The following is a 15,907-nucleotide window of genomic DNA, read 5'->3' as shown; positions in this document are numbered from 1 at the left end:
ATCCTGGCACGCCTCGACCTGACGCGACCGTTCCTGCCCGTGTCGATCGCCGTCCTGACGGTGTCGGACACGCGCGCGCTCGAGGACGACCGCTCCGGCGACACACTGGTCGAGCGGCTGTCGGCTGCCGGCCACCGCCTGGCCGACCGCGCGCTGGTCGCCGACGACGCGGCGCTGATCGGCGCCAAGGTGAAAGCCTGGATCGCCGATCCGGCGGTCGACGTGGTCATCACCACCGGCGGCACCGGCTTTACCGGACGCGACGTGACCCCGGAGGCGATCGAGCCGCTGTTCGACAAGCGCATGGACGGCTTCTCGATCGCCTTCCACATGCTGTCGCATGAGAAGATCGGCACCTCGACCATCCAGTCGCGGGCGACCGCCGGCCTGAGCGGCACCACGTTCATCTTCGTGCTGCCCGGTTCGCCCGGCGCCTGCCGGGATGCGTGGGACGGCATTCTCGCCAGCCAGCTCGACTATCGCCACCGCCCCTGCAATTTCGTCGAGATCATGCCGAGGCTGGACGAGCACCTGCGCCGCGGGTAGGGCCGCTGCGTCGCGCGGCCGGTGGCCAGGTCGAGCCCGGCCGCTCCCTCGTCTCAAGCCGTTTCCGATTCGGCCAGGGCCTTGCGGATGGCGCGGAAATCGCGCCAGGCGAGGCGCTTCTGCAGCGGCGAGCGCAGCAGATAGGCAGGATGCAGGGTGGCGATGCCGCGAATGATGCGGCGGCCCGTATCGTAATCCTGCCAACGCCCGCGTGCCCTCAGGATGCCCTCGCGGATACCGAGCAACGCCTGCGCCGACGGCCCGCCGAGACAGACCAGGATGTCGGGATCGGCGAGCTCGATCTGGCGGTCGATGAACGGCCGGCAGATCGCCGCCTCCTGCTGTGTCGGCGTGCGGTTTCCCGGCGGCCGCCACGGCACCACGTTGGCGATGTAGACCGTGGTCCGATCCAGCCCGATGGCGGCGAGCATGCGGTCGAGCAACTGGCCGGAACGGCCGACGAACGGCCGGCCGATGCGATCCTCGTCGGCGCCGGGCGCTTCGCCGACGAACATCACGCGCGCCGTCGGCGTGCCGTCGGCGAACACGAGCTGGCGGGCCGTCCGCTTCAGCGTGCAGCCGTCGAAGCCGGCGAGCGCCGCCTCGAGCTGCTCGATGGTGCTCGCCGCCTTGGCGAGGGCGCCGGCGAGGCGGGCCATGTCGTCGGCCGGCGCGGCGAGCGATTCGGGGCCGGCCGCCTGCGGTGGGAGCCGCGCTGCCATGTCGGGGGGCGCGTCGGAGCCACGGTGGCGGCGGCCGTGGCGGCGGGCGGCGCCGCGCGCGGCGCGGTGTCGGGCTCGGCGAAGCGGTCATGGGGCGCCTCGTCGAGGGCGCAGTCGACCCCTGCATCCGCGTAGAAGGCGAGAAGCGCCTCCAGCGCCGCCCGGTCGATCTCACCGCTCATCGTGGTCCGCTAAGTTTGCCGCCGTCGGCCGCGGACCATAGGCGAGAGCGCCCGCCGGCGCGAGGCCGATCCGGATCGCCGCAGGGCGTCACGACAACGGAGCCGCGGGATGATCGCAGGCATCAGCCATCTCACCTTCATGGTCCGCGACCTGGACCGGATGGAGCAACTGCTCACCGGCGTGCTGGACGCGCGCAAGGTCTACGACAGCGGTGCAGCGGCGTTCTCGCTGGCATCGGAGCGCTTTTTTCTGATCGGCGGCGATTCTGCACGGGAGGAGACGGCCGCGGTCTGGGTCGCCGTCATGGAAGGCGAGGGGCCTGCCGGCCGCACCTACGACCACGTCGCCTTCAGGATTGCCGACGCCGACTACGACGAGCGACTTGCGCGTGTCCGGAGCCTGGGCCTGGAGCTGCGCGCGAGCCGACCGCGCGTCGAAGGCGAAGGCCGGTCGATCTATTTCTACGACCACGACAACCATCTGTTCGAGCTCCACACCGGCACACTGCCGGAGCGCCTGGCGCGCTACCGGCGGGATGACCAACCGCCGGACCGTCAGGCCGTGGCCTGTCGCCGCGTCATACGGCTTCGGACCGTGGGCATCCGGACGGTTTGGGGCCCCGAGCGTCACGTCGGCGTCGCGGGCGTGGCGGCCGATGATGGCGGGTGCTGCGTCGTGCTGTCCACCCCGCCCATCCGGTTTGCGCGGGCGCTTGTTTGCTGCTGTCGAATGGTTCAAAAGTGAACCGTCCGGACCGGGCATCTTCCGCACGCCGAGATCATGTTGAGGGGCGCGGCCGGTGCCGACAGCAATGCTTACCGAGCTCTTTCGATTCGATTGGATCGGGGCGCGCGCTACATGACCGATCCAGGGGAGAAGGGGATGGAACTGCCTGAACGCGAGGGGATGGACTACGACGTCGTCATCGTCGGCGGCGGCCCGGCGGGCCTTGCGGCTGCGATCAGGCTCAAGCAGCTCGCGGCTGAAGCCGGCACCGAGATCTCGGTCGTCCTCGTGGAAAAAGGCTCGGAAGTCGGCGCGCACATCCTGTCCGGCGCCGTCATCGATCCGATCGGCCTCGACCGGTTGCTGCCGGACTGGCGTCAGGATCCCGATCGGCCGCTGAAGACCGAGGTCACCGACGACCGCTTCTATTATCTGGGCCCGGCGGGCGGCATCCGGCTGCCCAACTTCGCCATGCCCAAGCTGATGTACAACCACGGCAACTTCATCGGCTCCCTGGGCAACGTGGCGCGTTATCTGGCCGCCCAGGCCGAGGCGCTCGGCGTCGAGATCTATCCGGGCTTTGCCGCCTCCGAGGTGCTCTACGACGACAAGGGTGCCGTGCGCGGCATCGCCACCGGCGACATGGGCATTGCGCGCGACGGCGAGCTCAAGGGCGAGTTCACCCGTGGCATGGAGCTGCGCGGCAAGTACACGCTGTTTGCGGAAGGCGCCCGCGGCAGCCTCACCAAGCAGCTGACCGCCCGCTTCAAGCTGCGCGAGCACGCCGACTACGAGAAATACGGCATCGGCCTCAAGGAGCTGTGGCAGGTCACGCCGGAGAAGTTCAAGCCCGGCCTGGTGCAGCACTCGTTCGGCTGGCCGCTTCAGGACCGCACCGGCGGCGGCTCGTTCCTCTACCACTTCGACGATCACCTCGTCGCCGTCGGCTTCGTGGTCCACCTCAACTACGAGAACCCGACGCTGTCGCCGTTCGACGAGTTCCAGCGCTTCAAGACGCATCCGTTCATCCGCGACACCTTCGAGGGCGGCAAGCGCCTGAGCTATGGCGCGCGCGCCATCACCGAAGGCGGCTGGCAGTCCGTGCCGAAGCTCGTCTTCCCGGGGGGCGCCCTGATCGGCTGCGCCGCCGGCTTCGTCAACGTCCCGCGCATCAAGGGGTCGCACAACGCGGTGCTGTCGGGCATGCTGGCGGCCGAGCACGTGGTCGCGGCGCTGGCCGAAGGCCGCGAGGGCGACGAGCTCACCGCCTATGAGAGGGCGTGGCGAAGCTCCGACATCGGCCACGACCTGCGCCGGGTGCGCAACGTCAAGCCGTTGTGGTCGCGCTTCGGCACGCGCATCGGCGTGCCGCTCGGCGGCATCGACATGTGGATGAACCAGCTGTTCGGCTTCTCGCCGTTCGGCACGCTCGGCCACGGCAAGCCCGACTACGCCTCACTGAAGCCGATCGACAAGGTGAAGCCGCTCACCTACGGCAAGCCGGACGGCGTGCTGACCTTCGACAAGCTGTCGTCGGTGTTCATCTCCAACACCAACCACGAGGAAGACCAGCCGGTCCACCTCACGTTGAAGGACCCGTCGATTCCGATCAGCACCAACCTGCCGATCTACGGCGAGCCGGCACGCCTCTACTGCCCGGCCGGCGTCTACGAGGTGGTCTACGGCGACGAGGTGAAGCGGACCGATCCGCGCTTCGTCATCAACGCGCAGAACTGCGTGCACTGCAAGACCTGCGACATCAAGGACCCCGCCCAGAACATCAATTGGGTGCCGCCGGAAGGCGGCGGCGGGCCGAACTACCCCAATATGTGAGGCTCGCGCGGAGCATGCTCCCTGGTCGGATGCGCCCGTCCGATCGGGCGAGCTGCGCCGCGCTGCAGGTCCGGTGCGCGTCGCTGCGATCGGGCAGGCTCTCCGCTGGAGAAAGCGCTGTGGGGGAGGCGGGCGAATCAGCGGCGACACTGTGGATCCGGCCCGGAGGGCCGGCGCGGCGCGCCGCGCATCTGATGCGGCACGCGCTGGCAGCCGGCAGGGCTTCAGCTTGCTCCAGCATCGCAAATTAGCCATGGTGGGCGATCAGACCGAGCTGCGGAGGCGCTCATGCGACCGTGGCGCCTTGGTATCAGCGAGAAGCTCGTGACGCGTCTCTTTAGGCATCGACACCCGGCTGTGCGCCTTTTCAGCGCCACGGCTCTTGCTCTCAGTCTCACCTTCAGCCATTCGGCCGCGGCCTCCCGCGCCGAGGTGGACGCGGGCAAGCCGCCGGAGCCGGCGGACAGCGTCGAAGGCAATTATCTGGCGGCGGTGGTGGCCGGCTCGGCACGCGACGCCGAAGCAGCGGCGCGCTATTTCGGTGAAGCGCTCCGAGGTGATCCGCGCAACCGCGAGCTCCTGGAGCGTGCCTTCATCGCGTTCCTGGCGAGCGGCTCCTTCACCGAGGCCTTTCCTGCCGCCGAGCGGCTGATCGCGCGGGACCCGAGCAACGGCCTGGCTCAGCTGGCCCTCGGCGTTCGCGATCTGAAGGCCAAGCAGTACGCCAAGGCGCGCGCTCACTTTCAGAAGGGTGGGCGCGGCCGGGCCGCGGATATCACCGCAACGCTGTTGACCGCCTGGTCGTGGGCCGGCAGCGGCGACTACGCCAAGGCGATCGAGACCGTCGACCGGCTGAAGGGCGAGAGCGCCTTCAACCTGTTCCGCGACTATCACGCCGGCCTGATCGCCAACCTGGCCGGCGAGCGCGAGAAGGCCGAGGCCGACCGGCGCATGAAGGCGACCTACGCCCAGGAGCGCACGACGCTGCGCGTCATCGATGCCTACGGCCGCTACCTGTCGGCCGCTGGCGACAAGGCCGGCGCGCTCGAGGCCTACGAGGGCTTCGACAAGCTGGCGCCCCGCCACCCGTTGATCCGCCAGGCGATCGACGAGCTCAAGGCGGGCAAGACGCTGGCGCCGCTCGTTGCCGACGTGCAGGACGGCGGTGCCGAAGTGCTGTACGGGCTCGGTGCGGCCGGCAGCCAACAGGGCGACGAGCTCGCCGCCATGATCTACCTGCAGCTGTCGCTCTATCTCCAGCCGCATAATTCGATGGCGCTGGTCACCCTGGCGGACATCCTGGAGCGGCTGAAGCAGCCCGAACAGGCCATGGCCGTGTTCAAGCAGATCCCGGCCGACTCGCCCATGCGGCCTGCCGCCGACGTGCAGATCGCCATCGATCTGGAGACGCTCGGCCGCGGCGATGATGCCGTCGCGCACCTGGAAGGGATCGTCAAGGAACGGCCGGACGACACCGACGCGCTGACGGCGCTCGGCACCATCTACCGGTCGCGCAAGGAATGGTCGAAGTCGGCCGACGTCTACACCAAGGCGATCGAGCGCATCGGCACACCCGAGCCGCGGCATTGGACGCTGTTCTACTTCCGCGGCATCGCCGAGGAGCGCGCCAAGCAGTGGCCGAAGGCCGAAGCCGACCTGAAGAAGGCGCTCGATCTGGCGCCGGACAGCCAGGCGCGCGAGCGGGCGGTGGTGCTGAACTATCTCGGCTATTCCTGGGTGGATCAGGGCGTCAACCTGGACGAAGCCTTCCAGATGCTGCGCAAGGCGGTCGAGCTCAGGCCGCGTGACGGTTACATCGTCGACAGCCTGGGCTGGGCCTATTATCGCCTCGGCCGCTACGACGACGCGGTGCGCGAGCTGGAGCGCGCCATCGACCTGAAGCCGTCCGATCCGACCATCAACGACCACCTGGGCGACGCTTATTGGCGTGTCGGACGACGGCTCGAAGCCCGCTTCCAATGGAACCACGCGCGCGATCTGTCGCCCGAGCCCGAGGAACTGCCCAAGATCCTGGCGAAGATCGAGAACGGCATGCCCGACACGGCCCCGCCGACGGCGGCCGAAGTCGAGAAGCCCGAGCCTGGCCGCAACGGCGGCTGACGCGGGGGCGGCCCGGCTTGCTGTGGCCGCCTAGTGCGGTGGATCTGAGTTCCTGCTCCCCGCATGGCATCCATGTTCAGGAACTTCAGATCCATTAAACCACACTAGAGTCATAGAGTTGCTAGTGTGGCTTGAGAATCCGAAGTTCGCTCCCAGCGCTGCCCCAAGGTGGTGCGAATTTCGGATTCGCCACACTATCGGGATCTGCGGGCCGGTCCAGCCGTGCTGAGCGCTCGTGCTCCTGCCAAGGTCAATCTGACCCTCCACGTGCGCGGCCGCCGCGCCGACGGCTACCATGAGCTGGAAAGCCTGGTGGCGTTCGCCGGCGTGGGCGACTGCCTGACGCTGACGCCGGGGCCGGAGCTGTCGCTCCAGGTCGACGGGCCTGGTGCTGCCGCGTCCGGGCCGCCGAGCGACAACCTGGTTTGCAGAGCTGCGATGGCCTTGCAGCGTCGGCGGCCGAGCCTTGTCCTCGGCGCCTTCGGGCTCAGCAAACGGTTGCCGGTGGCGGCTGGGCTGGGCGGCGGCTCGGCCGACGCAGCCGCGGCGCTGCGCCTGCTCGCCGCCGCCAATGAGCTGCCTGTCGACCACCCCGACGTCTACGAGGCGGCGCGGGGAACCGGAGCCGATATCCCGGTCTGCCTCGCCGCCAAGGCCAGGATGATGCGCGGCATCGGCGAGGAGCTCGGCCCGCCCGTCGCCCTGCCGGCGCTGTTCGCGGTGCTCGTCAACCCGGGCGTGGCACTGGCCACCCGCGACGTCTTTCGCGAGCTTGCAGCCCCGTCGCTCGACAGCGCGGACCAAACGGCCGCGGAGGAGCCGCCGCGGGGAGGGCCTGCGCTGCTGGCCTGGCTTGCTGCGGCGCGCAACGACCTGGAGCCTGCGGCGCTGAGGCTCTGTCCGCAGGTCGGCCAGGTGCTGGCGGCGTTGCGGGCGCGGCCCGGCTGCCGGCTCGCCCGCATGTCGGGCTCTGGGGCGACGGTGTTCGGCCTGTTCGACGATTGCCGCGCCGCCGCCGCCGCCGCCCGGGTCGTCAAGACCGAGCAGCCGGCGTGGTGGGTGAAGCCGACAGTCTTGCGTTGAGGCTGATCAGTAGGCGCGGGCGATGCAGAACTCGACCGTCTCGGCGAGCGCCCGCTTCATCGGCCCATCCGGAAACGCGTCGAGCGCATCGATGGCCAGGCCGCCGTACTCGCGCGCCCGCTCGCTGGTGTCCGCCAGCGCGCCGTTGGCATGCATGAGCCCGATGGCCCGCTCGAGCTGCTCGGTGCCGGTTTCGCCCGCCTCCAGCGCGCGCTGCCAGAAGGCCCGCTCCTCGTCACCGGCGCGCTGCAGCGACAGCACCACGGGCAGCGTCAGCTTGCCCTCGCGAAAATCGTCGCCGACATTCTTGCCGAGATTGGCCGAGGTGCCGCCGTAGTCCAGCGCGTCGTCCACCAGCTGGAAGGCGATGCCCAGGTTCATGCCGTAGGCGCGGCTCGCGGCACGCTCGGCCGGGCTGCTGCCGGCAAGGATCGGGCCGACCTCGCAGGCCGCGGCGAACAGGGTCGCCGTCTTGGCGCCGATGACGGCCAGATAATCGGCCTCGGTGGTGGCGGTGTTCTTGGCGGCGGAGAGCTGCATGACCTCGCCCTCGGCGATCACCGCGGCGGCGGTGGACAGCACGTCCAGGGCACCGAGCGAGCCGACCTCCACCATCATGCGAAAGGCCTGGCCGAGCAGAAAGTCGCCGACCAGAACGCTCGCCTCGTTGCCCCACAGCATGCGTGCGGCGAGCTTGCCGCGGCGCATGTCGCTCTCGTCGACCACATCGTCGTGCAGCAGCGTGGCGTTGTGCATGAACTCGACGCTGGCGGCGAGCTTGACGTGGCCGTCGCTGCGGTAGCCGCAGAGCGCCGCGTGGGCGAGGGTCAGCATGGGCCGCAGGCGCTTGCCGCCCGATGAAATGAGATGGTTCGCCACCTCCGGAATCATCGCCACATCGGAGCCGGTCCGCGATAGAATCATCCGGTTGACGCGCTCCATGTCGGCGGCAACCAGGCTGACGAGCCGTTCGATGCTTGCCGGAGCGTCCTGGCGCTGTCCTACTGCAACGAAACCCAAACTGCTCTCCTCTGAGCCCCTTGCGCTGCGGCCGGGGCGGCCGCACGTTGCCTATTCCCTCTGAAGCCCGCAACGGGCTTCATACTGCACTCGCCCATGTTTCAGCGAATTGCAAATGATCGAGCTGCTGCGCACCAACGACCTGATCCTCATGGGGTTCGTACAGAGCCTGCTGGAAGGCGCGGACATCGTGCATTTCGTCGCCGACGCGCACGTGAGCGCGGTGGAGGGATCGATCGGCGTGTTCCCGCGGCGGCTCATGGTCGCGCAGGAGGACGAGGCGGAGGCGCGAAGCATCCTCGCCGACGCCGGCCTGTCGGCGGAGTTGCGGGCCGCGAAGCGGTGAGCCCGGCGCCGGGCGGCGAGCCGCGGGGCTTCGTGTCCCAAGATGCGGCGGCCCAAGATGCGGCGGCCCAAGATACCGCGGCCCAAGATACCGCGGCCCAAGACCCCGTGTCTAAAGACGCCCTGTCCCGAGACGCCTTTCTCGCCGGCCGCCTCCATCTCTCGCAGTTCCGCAAGGGCCATCACCGCGGCGGCACGGACGGTGTGCTCGCCGCCATGCAGGCGGTGAGCCTGGCGCCGGCGCGGCTGATCGATCTCGGTGCGGGGGCAGGCCTCGTCGGCCTTGCCGCCGCCCGTCTGCTGCCCCGGGCCGCGGTGACCTTGGTCGAGCTGAGCCCGGAGCTGGCGGCGTTGTGCCGCAGCAATGCCGCCGCCAATGGCTTGGCCGACCGTGTCCGGGTGGTCGAGGCCGATGTGCTGGCCTCGGGCGCCAGCCGTGCCGCGGCCGGGCTCGGGCGTGGCACTGCCGATTGCATCGTCACCAATCCGCCGTGGTTCGAGGCGGGGCGGGTGCGTCGCTCACCGGGCGAGGGCCGCAGTGCGGCCCACGTGTTCGGCGAAGCGGTCGGAGCCGCGCCGCTGGCCCGCTGGCTGAGGACGGCGAACGACCTTGCGGCGCCTGGCGCTCATCTGGTGATGATCCATCGGGCCGCGGCGCTGGGCGAGATCCTGGCGGCAGCGGCCGGCCGCTTCGGTGACCTGCGCATCAGGCCGGTCCATCCGCGCCGCGATGCGCCGGCCATCCGCGTGCTGGTGGCGGGTCGTAAAGGCAGCCGCGCCGGCATAACCATCATGCCGGCGCTGGTGCTCCACGAAGCGGACGGGAGCTTTACCGAAGAGGCCGCCGCGCTGCACGCCGGCCTTCTCCCGGAGCCCTGCGGCTGAGGCGCGGTGAAAAAAGGCGCTTCAGCCTATGGCGTCACCAGCGGCGGTGCCAATGACGGCCGCCCCAGCCGCGATGATAGTAGCGGCGATGATAGAACCCACGGTGATAGTAGACCGGACGCCGCCAGTATACGCGCCGATAGTAGACGGGCCGGCGGTAGTAGACAGGTCGGCGATAGTAGACGGGCCGCCGATAATAGACAGCGGGCCGGTAGTAGACCGGGCGCCGGTAATAATACACCGGCCGATGCCAGTAGACGCGGCGATAGTAGCGCCGTCTCACCACCCAATAGGCCGAGTCGATCTGTGGAGCGGCGGCCGTTGCCGCAGCATTTGGCGCGTTGGCTCCGGTCGCCGCTGGAAGAGCCGCGGCCGGCGTCACTCCGAGCGACGCGATGGCAACGGGCGAGATGGTGACGAAGAGGGCGGCCATCAGGCGGCGGACCGGCCGCGCTGTGAGAGCACGGCGAACTCGAGTGACAATCATCGCTTCCTCCTGCGCGGATGGGCGAACGACCCGTCAAGTTTGGGCACCCTGTATCAGAAATACATCATAGCACGCACTCGGTTCAGCCTGAACTCAGCACTCTGACGATACGTTCCGATCGGGCCACCGAAGACCTTTCAGACGGAGTGCCGGCTTGTCCATTCAATCCTGCGTGCCTATGTCGTCGCGATGCCCGAAGCTGCCCCGTCCCGGTTCAAGCCCCTCGCCAATCTGCTGCCGTCGCGATGGTTCGGTCGCGGCAGGCCGCTGGTCTCGGTGGTCCGCCTGCATGGCCCCATCGGCATGGCCTCGCCGTTCCGCAGTTCGCTGACCCTGGCCTCGCTGGCACCGCTGCTGGAGACCGCCTTCGCGCCCAAGCGATTGAGCGCCGTCGCCCTCCTGATCAATTCGCCGGGGGGCTCGGCCGCCCAATCGCATGCGATCTTCCAGCGCATCCGCAGCCTTGCGACGGAGAAGGGTGTGCCCGTCGTCGCCTTCACCGAGGATGTGGCGGCCTCGGGGGGCTATATGCTGGCAATCGCGGCCGACGAGATCTACGCCGATCCCTCCTCCATCGTCGGCTCGATCGGCGTCGTGTCGGCCGGCTTCGGCTTTGACCGGGTGCTGGAGAAGCTCGGCGTCGAGCGCCGCGTCTATTCGGCGGGCGACGACAAGGGCATGCTCGACCCCTTCCGCCCGGAGCGGTCCGAGGACGTGGCGCGGCTGAAGGCGATCCAGGCGGAGGTGCATGCGCATTTCATCGGCCTGGTCGAGGGCCGGCGAGGCGCGCGGTTGCGACGGGATTCGCCTGGCCTGTTCGGCGGCGCCTTCTTTTCGGCCGGCGAAGCGGCGCAATCCGGCCTGATCGACGGGATCGGCGACCTGCGCGGCAAGATGCGCGAGCGCTTCGGCGAGGAGGTGCGCTTCAGGCTGGTCCAGCCGCGCCGGGGCTTCGGACTGGGGCGGCTGCTGAGCCCCTCCGGCGCCGGAACGGTCGAGGCCGCGACCGCGGCCGTCGATCCACGCGCCTGGCTGGCGGCGCTGGCCGAGCGTGCGCTCTGGTCCCGCTACGGGCTGTAGCGCACGCACTTACCCGATCAGATGAGCTCATCTGATCGGGACCTGCGCTAGCTGTCCGACGAGCAGGCTTCGCCGTAGCCCGGGTAGACCATCCTCACGCCGACCGGCTTGCACGCCGGATCCGGGCTGGCGACGACCGCCGGGGCGACCGATCTTGGCGCCGTCTCCAGCGCCGGCTGCACCGGCCGGCTGGACGTGCGATGGGGGACAAGCTGCACCACCGCCAGGGCGGCAAGCGCCGAGACGATGGTCACCAGAATCATGGTGTTGCGGGTGTTCATCGAGGGGCGCGCCACCGACGCACGGGGGTGATTGAAACGAGACATTGGCGTCTACCTTCGCAAAACGCCGCGAGGTCAGACCTCGCCGATGAACTAAGCATGGCCGCTCCCGCGTCCCATGGATGTGTGGCCGGGCACACTCATGGTTAACGGGGAGGCGAATTTCGTTAATAAACGCGGGCGGGACCGTTTTGGATGCATGCCGCCGGCGGGATTCTTGACTTCGGCGGGGCGCGCCATCAGGGTGCGCCGCCGCGCCGGGGGTGGCCCTGGCGCAGCCAGCGCTCCCGATGCGATTACGAACGCAGCGGATCGCTGATCCGGCGCCTCCCAAGCCGAAATTTGCGGACCGGAACACGGTTCCGGTCCGCAAATTTCGGCTAAGATTTTTCAAATGCTGCGGTATTTCTCGGCCCGGCCGTCGGGCGGGCTCGGAAATTCTGCTTAGCCAGCCGAAGACATGAGATGACCGCTCACGATCCGCTCGCCCCACAACACTCGTTCCAGGGCCTTATCCTCACGCTGCAGCGCTTCTGGGCGGAGCGCGGCTGCGTCATCCTGCAGCCCTACGACATGGAGGTGGGGGCAGGCACCTTCCATCCGGCGACGACCCTGCGGGCGCTCGGGCCCAAGCCGTGGAAGGCTGCCTACGTGCAGCCGTCGCGGCGGCCGAAGGACGGCCGCTACGGCGAGAACCCCAACCGTCTGCAGCACTATTACCAGTTCCAGGTGATCCTGAAGCCGAACCCGCCCGACCTGCAGGAGCTCTACCTGCAATCGCTGGCCGCGATCGGGGTCGATCCGACCCTCCACGACATCCGCTTCGTCGAGGACGATTGGGAGAGCCCGACGCTGGGCGCCTGGGGCCTGGGCTGGGAGTGCTGGTGCGACGGCATGGAGGTGTCGCAGTTCACCTACTTCCAGCAGGTCGCGGGCATCGAATGCGCCCCCGTTGCGGGCGAGCTGACCTATGGGCTGGAGCGCCTGGCGATGTACGTGCAGGGCGTCGAACGGGTCTACGACCTCAACTTCAACGGCGGCGAGGGCGCCGGCAAGGTCACCTACGGCGACGTCTTCCTCCAGGCCGAACAGGAATACTCGCGCCACAATTTCGAGTACGCCGATACCGCCCTGCTGTTCCGCCATTTCAAGGACGCGGAGGACGAATGCCAACGCCTCCTGGCCGCGGGGGAGGGCGCGGACGGCCGCCATGCCATGGTGCTGCCGGCCTACGACCAGTGCATCAAGGCGAGCCATGTGTTCAATCTGCTCGACGCCCGTGGCGTCATCTCGGTGACCGAGCGGCAGAGCTACATCCTCAGGGTGCGCGAACTGGCCAAGGCCTGTGGCGCCGCCTGGCTGCGGACCGAGGCGGGCGGAGCCGGCGGTCGGTAACGGAGCGGTCGCCGCGCCCTTGGTCCGACGCGGCCACGGCGCCTGCAATCGGAGGATGACCTCCGGCATCCGTTGCCGGCGGTCCTGCGGCGGCCATCAACCCGCCTCCCCGGACGAATTGCACCAATCTTTGCCACCCCCTTGCGGGCGCAGGGCCGGCATTGGCTCTCGTAACGGCAGCCGATCCGCGTATAGATCACGTGCACCAGTCGATACCCAGTTCTTGGGTGCCTGGCGCGTGGGGGCGGGGGCCATGTACAGTTCAAACATAAGACGGCGGCGGCTTTCATATTGCGCGCCGCAGTTGCTCATCGCCGGCCTGGGCGTCTGGACTGTCACACAGGCGCAAGCGCAGACTGCATATACCACCCTGAATTACGGAACGACGAGCACATTTCTCACCGGCATTCGCGGCGACAATATCGTCGGCAATTATGTACTTCCAGGTACCAGCGACACCGGCGGCTTGTTCTATGATCTTGCGACCAGCAGTTGGACCGCGTTTCCGGTCGCGACGTCGAACGGCTCCAATTTTCCGGGCGCCGCGAGCTCGTCGCCGTACGGACCGAGCGTCGGCTCGCCGTCGGGCATCCTGCGCGCGGTCGGCAGCTACAAGAACCCAGGCTCGGCTCTCGACCACAGCTATATCTACGACGGTGCCGCCGCACCCGGCCAGCAGATCACGCGGCTCGACTATCCGAGCGCACCGGGCGCCCAGACGCTGAACACGATCGCGCACAGCACCTTCGGCAACCAGGTGGTCGGCAATTACGACACGCAGATCAAGACGGGCAACGCCCTCATCTACAATATCAGCACCGGAGCCTACGCCACCAACAACATGCCGGGAGCAATCAGCACCACGGCCTACGGCGTGTGGGGCGACAAGATCGCCGGGGGCTACGCCATGGCCGGGCGTGGCGGCGGCGTGGGCTTCGAGCACGGCTACATCTACGATCAGACCACGGCCACCTGGGCGACCTACGACCATCCCGGCGCCATCGTCACCCATCTGGAAGGCATCACCGGCGCGGGGCGCTCCGGCGAGTATAATATGGTGGCCGATTGGGTGACGCCGGACGGCGCGGTGCATGCCGGCGTACTGCATGTGGACGCGCTGGGCATTCCCACCTGGTATGAGATCAATATTCCGGGCGCCTCGGTGGTGTCCTCGAACTCCGCTTATGGCGACAAGGTGGTCGGCGTCTACACGATGCCCGGCTCTGCCGGGTCCATTGGCTACGTCGCCACCATTCCGGGCATCTACAACCCGATCCGCAACACCGGCACATTGATATCCAGCGCGACCAATGCGGCCGCCCTCTCCGGCCGCAAGGGCGATGACATCGTCAACAGCGGCACCGTCCGGGTCAGTGGCAACGGCGGCATCGGCATGCGCGGCGAGACCTATGGCGTGCTGACCAATACCGGCACCGTGGTGGCCACCGGCGTCGTCGGCGCGGCCGTGGAGATGCATGGCCTCTACGGCACCTTGCTGAATTCCGGCACCTTGCAGGCTGCCGTCGTCGCCGATGCCTTGCGCACCGGCCCCGACAGCTTCGGCAGCATGATCGTGAACACCGGCATCATCGATGGCCGCATCGCTGCGACGGCGGGTCCCGACAAGCGGTTCGAGAACAGCGGCTGGATCGGTGTCACCGGCACCGGCATCCCGGTGACCCATCTCATCAGCGGCACCTTCGTGCAGACCGCGGCCGGCACTCTCGCCTTGCGGGTCGGCCCCAGCGGCAATGACGCGCTGGGGGTGACGGGCGTGGCGCGACTGGCCGGCACCGAGCTTTCGGTCTTCCAGCCGAGCAATGGGTTGAGCAACACCTATACGCTTGTGGCGGTGACCGGCGGCTACACCGGCAGGTTCGATACGCTCACCACGGTCGGGCTGCCGAGCTTTGTCACCGCATCGCTCGGCTACGGGCCGAACACCGTGACGCTCAACCTCGTGTCCGGCATCGCCCAAGTGGGCGGCCTGGGGCGGAACCAGGCGGCGGTCGGCGGTGCGATCGACACGATGTTCAACAACGGCGGCGGCCTCACCAACGGGCTGGGCGCGCTCTATGGCCTGCCCGCGAGCCAACTGCCGGTCGCGCTGGGCGCGCTGTCCGGCGAGATCTACGCGGCCCTGCCGTCGACGCTCTCTACCGAGAGCGGGCTGGTGCGCGAGGCGATCCTCGGGCGCCTGCGCGGCAGCATCGCCTCGATGCCGCCGGTCGGCGACCCGAACGCGCCGAAGACGCTCGATCCGACCGTCTTCGGGCTGTGGGGCCAGGGTTTCGGCGCCTGGGGCCGCTCCGGCTCGGACGGCAATGCGTCCACGGTCGAGCGCCGCACCGGTGGCTTCATCATCGGTGCCGACGCACTGACCCCGGTCGGCCCGCTGCCCTCCGGCATTCGCTTCGGCGCCGCAGGCGGCTATCTCACCACCGACGTCGACATCGACCGGCTGCAGTCCCACGGCTCCACCAGCAGCGTGTTCGGCGCGCTCTATGCCGGCACCGAGATCGGCCAGCTCAGGCTATCGGCGGGCGCGCTGTATCTGGGCTCGCGGTTCAACACCAATCGCGCCATCCAGGCGGGCGTGTTCTCCGACTACGGCAGCGCCAAGCAGGATGCCTCCTCGCTGCAAGCGTTCGGCGAAGCCGGCTACACCCTGCTCGCAGGCCGCGGCATGCTTGGAAGCCTCGGCTACACCGCCGCCGTCGAGCCCTTCGTCAATGCGGCGGCGATCCGCATCCGCACCGACGGCTTCTCGGAGAGCGGCGGCAGCGCGGCCCTCGCGGGCTTTGCTGGGACCTATGACATCGGCACCGCGACGGTCGGGGCACGGTTCGTCGCTCGCTTCGGCGCGCCGACCGCCCCGGGCATGGCCGAGCCGTTCGTGGTGCGCGCGTCGATCGGCTGGCGTGCGGCCTTCGGCGACGTGGATCCGGCGACGCTGCTGGCCTTTCGCTCGGCGCTGCTGACGCCCGGCGCCCTGTCGCCCTTCGCGGTTTCGAGCGTGCCGATCGACCGCGGCGCCATCGCCGCCGACATCGGCCTCGACTGGCAGGTCAGCAACGCCATCACGCTCGGCGTCAGCTATGCGGCACAGGCCGGCAGCAATGCCACCGACCAGGCGTTGAAGGGCAAGCTCGAGGTTAGATTCTAAGCCCTCCAGCTCGGAGCCGGCATTCTCGAAAAGA

12 protein-coding genes and 2 pseudogenes are annotated in these 15,907 nt (G+C 68.7%); 10 read left to right on the top strand and 4 right to left on the bottom strand.

Annotated elements, in window-relative coordinates; translation table 11 throughout:
- Positions 1-3 precede the first annotated feature (3 nt).
- On the top strand, positions 4-546 hold the full coding sequence (moaB, locus tag ACZ5PO_RS35975) for a molybdenum cofactor biosynthesis protein B (protein WP_464197168.1): 543 nt from the start codon (positions 4-6) through the stop codon (positions 544-546).
- Between the two features lie 53 nt (positions 547-599).
- Here the strand turns inward: moaB and ACZ5PO_RS35970 are convergent.
- Positions 600-1,450: pseudogene (locus tag ACZ5PO_RS35970) on the bottom strand (uracil-DNA glycosylase).
- Positions 1,451-1,559: 109 nt separating this feature from the next.
- Here ACZ5PO_RS35970 and fosX point away from each other — a divergent pair.
- From fosX to ACZ5PO_RS35950, 4 genes and pseudogenes are all read left to right on the top strand, one after another.
- A pseudogene (gene fosX / locus ACZ5PO_RS35965) lies at positions 1,560-1,985 on the top strand (FosX/FosE/FosI family fosfomycin resistance hydrolase); the annotation flags it as partial.
- Positions 1,986-2,333: 348 nt separating this feature from the next.
- Complete coding sequence (locus ACZ5PO_RS35960) at positions 2,334-4,010, top strand: electron transfer flavoprotein-ubiquinone oxidoreductase (protein ID WP_464187551.1); 1,677 nt, start codon at positions 2,334-2,336, stop codon at positions 4,008-4,010.
- A 357-nt stretch (positions 4,011-4,367) separates the two neighbouring features.
- Entirely contained in the window at positions 4,368-6,131 is a 1,764-nt protein-coding gene (locus ACZ5PO_RS35955) for a tetratricopeptide repeat protein (RefSeq protein WP_464187549.1), read from the top strand.
- A 222-nt stretch (positions 6,132-6,353) separates the two neighbouring features.
- On the top strand, positions 6,354-7,214 hold the full coding sequence (locus ACZ5PO_RS35950) for a 4-(cytidine 5'-diphospho)-2-C-methyl-D-erythritol kinase (protein ID WP_464187546.1): 861 nt from the start codon (positions 6,354-6,356) through the stop codon (positions 7,212-7,214).
- Between the two features lie 6 nt (positions 7,215-7,220).
- On the opposite strand, the gene ACZ5PO_RS35945 is transcribed toward ACZ5PO_RS35950, so the two are convergent.
- Positions 7,221-8,234: a polyprenyl synthetase family protein gene (locus ACZ5PO_RS35945; protein WP_464187544.1), complete on the bottom strand. Its 1,014-nt coding sequence runs from the start codon at positions 8,232-8,234 to the stop codon at positions 7,221-7,223.
- A 115-nt stretch (positions 8,235-8,349) separates the two neighbouring features.
- Between ACZ5PO_RS35945 and ACZ5PO_RS35940 the strand changes: the two genes are divergently transcribed.
- Positions 8,350-8,580: a putative signal transducing protein gene (locus ACZ5PO_RS35940; RefSeq protein WP_464187542.1), complete on the top strand. Its 231-nt coding sequence runs from the start codon at positions 8,350-8,352 to the stop codon at positions 8,578-8,580.
- A gap of 107 nt (positions 8,581-8,687) precedes the next feature.
- Entirely contained in the window at positions 8,688-9,464 is a 777-nt protein-coding gene (locus ACZ5PO_RS35935) for a tRNA1(Val) (adenine(37)-N6)-methyltransferase (protein WP_464187539.1), read from the top strand.
- Positions 9,465-9,498: 34 nt separating this feature from the next.
- On the opposite strand, the gene ACZ5PO_RS35930 is transcribed toward ACZ5PO_RS35935, so the two are convergent.
- Complete coding sequence (locus tag ACZ5PO_RS35930; protein ID WP_464187537.1) at positions 9,499-9,951, bottom strand: hypothetical protein; 453 nt, start codon at positions 9,949-9,951, stop codon at positions 9,499-9,501.
- 189 nt (positions 9,952-10,140) lie between these two features.
- Here ACZ5PO_RS35930 and ACZ5PO_RS35925 point away from each other — a divergent pair, with 189 nt between their 5' ends.
- On the top strand, positions 10,141-11,031 hold the full coding sequence (locus tag ACZ5PO_RS35925; protein WP_464187534.1) for a S49 family peptidase: 891 nt from the start codon (positions 10,141-10,143) through the stop codon (positions 11,029-11,031).
- Positions 11,032-11,078: 47 nt separating this feature from the next.
- Here ACZ5PO_RS35925 and ACZ5PO_RS35920 read toward each other — a convergent pair whose 3' ends face one another.
- A complete protein-coding gene (locus tag ACZ5PO_RS35920) occupies positions 11,079-11,312 on the bottom strand; it encodes a hypothetical protein (protein ID WP_464187532.1) in 234 nt (77 codons plus the stop codon).
- Positions 11,313-11,777: 465 nt separating this feature from the next.
- Between ACZ5PO_RS35920 and ACZ5PO_RS35915 the strand changes: the two genes are divergently transcribed.
- Together ACZ5PO_RS35915 and ACZ5PO_RS35910 are read left to right on the top strand one after the other, a co-directional pair.
- Positions 11,778-12,707: a glycine--tRNA ligase subunit alpha gene (locus ACZ5PO_RS35915; RefSeq protein ID WP_464187529.1), complete on the top strand. Its 930-nt coding sequence runs from the start codon at positions 11,778-11,780 to the stop codon at positions 12,705-12,707.
- Positions 12,708-13,011: 304 nt separating this feature from the next.
- Entirely contained in the window at positions 13,012-15,873 is a 2,862-nt protein-coding gene (locus tag ACZ5PO_RS35910; RefSeq protein WP_464187527.1) for an autotransporter outer membrane beta-barrel domain-containing protein, read from the top strand.
- Positions 15,874-15,907 lie beyond the last annotated feature (34 nt).

It is taken from the genome of Chelatococcus sp. KU-N122, assembly GCF_055391085.1.
Note: the sequence above shows the minus strand (reverse complement) of the source record. Positions and strands in the feature narration are given on the sequence as shown.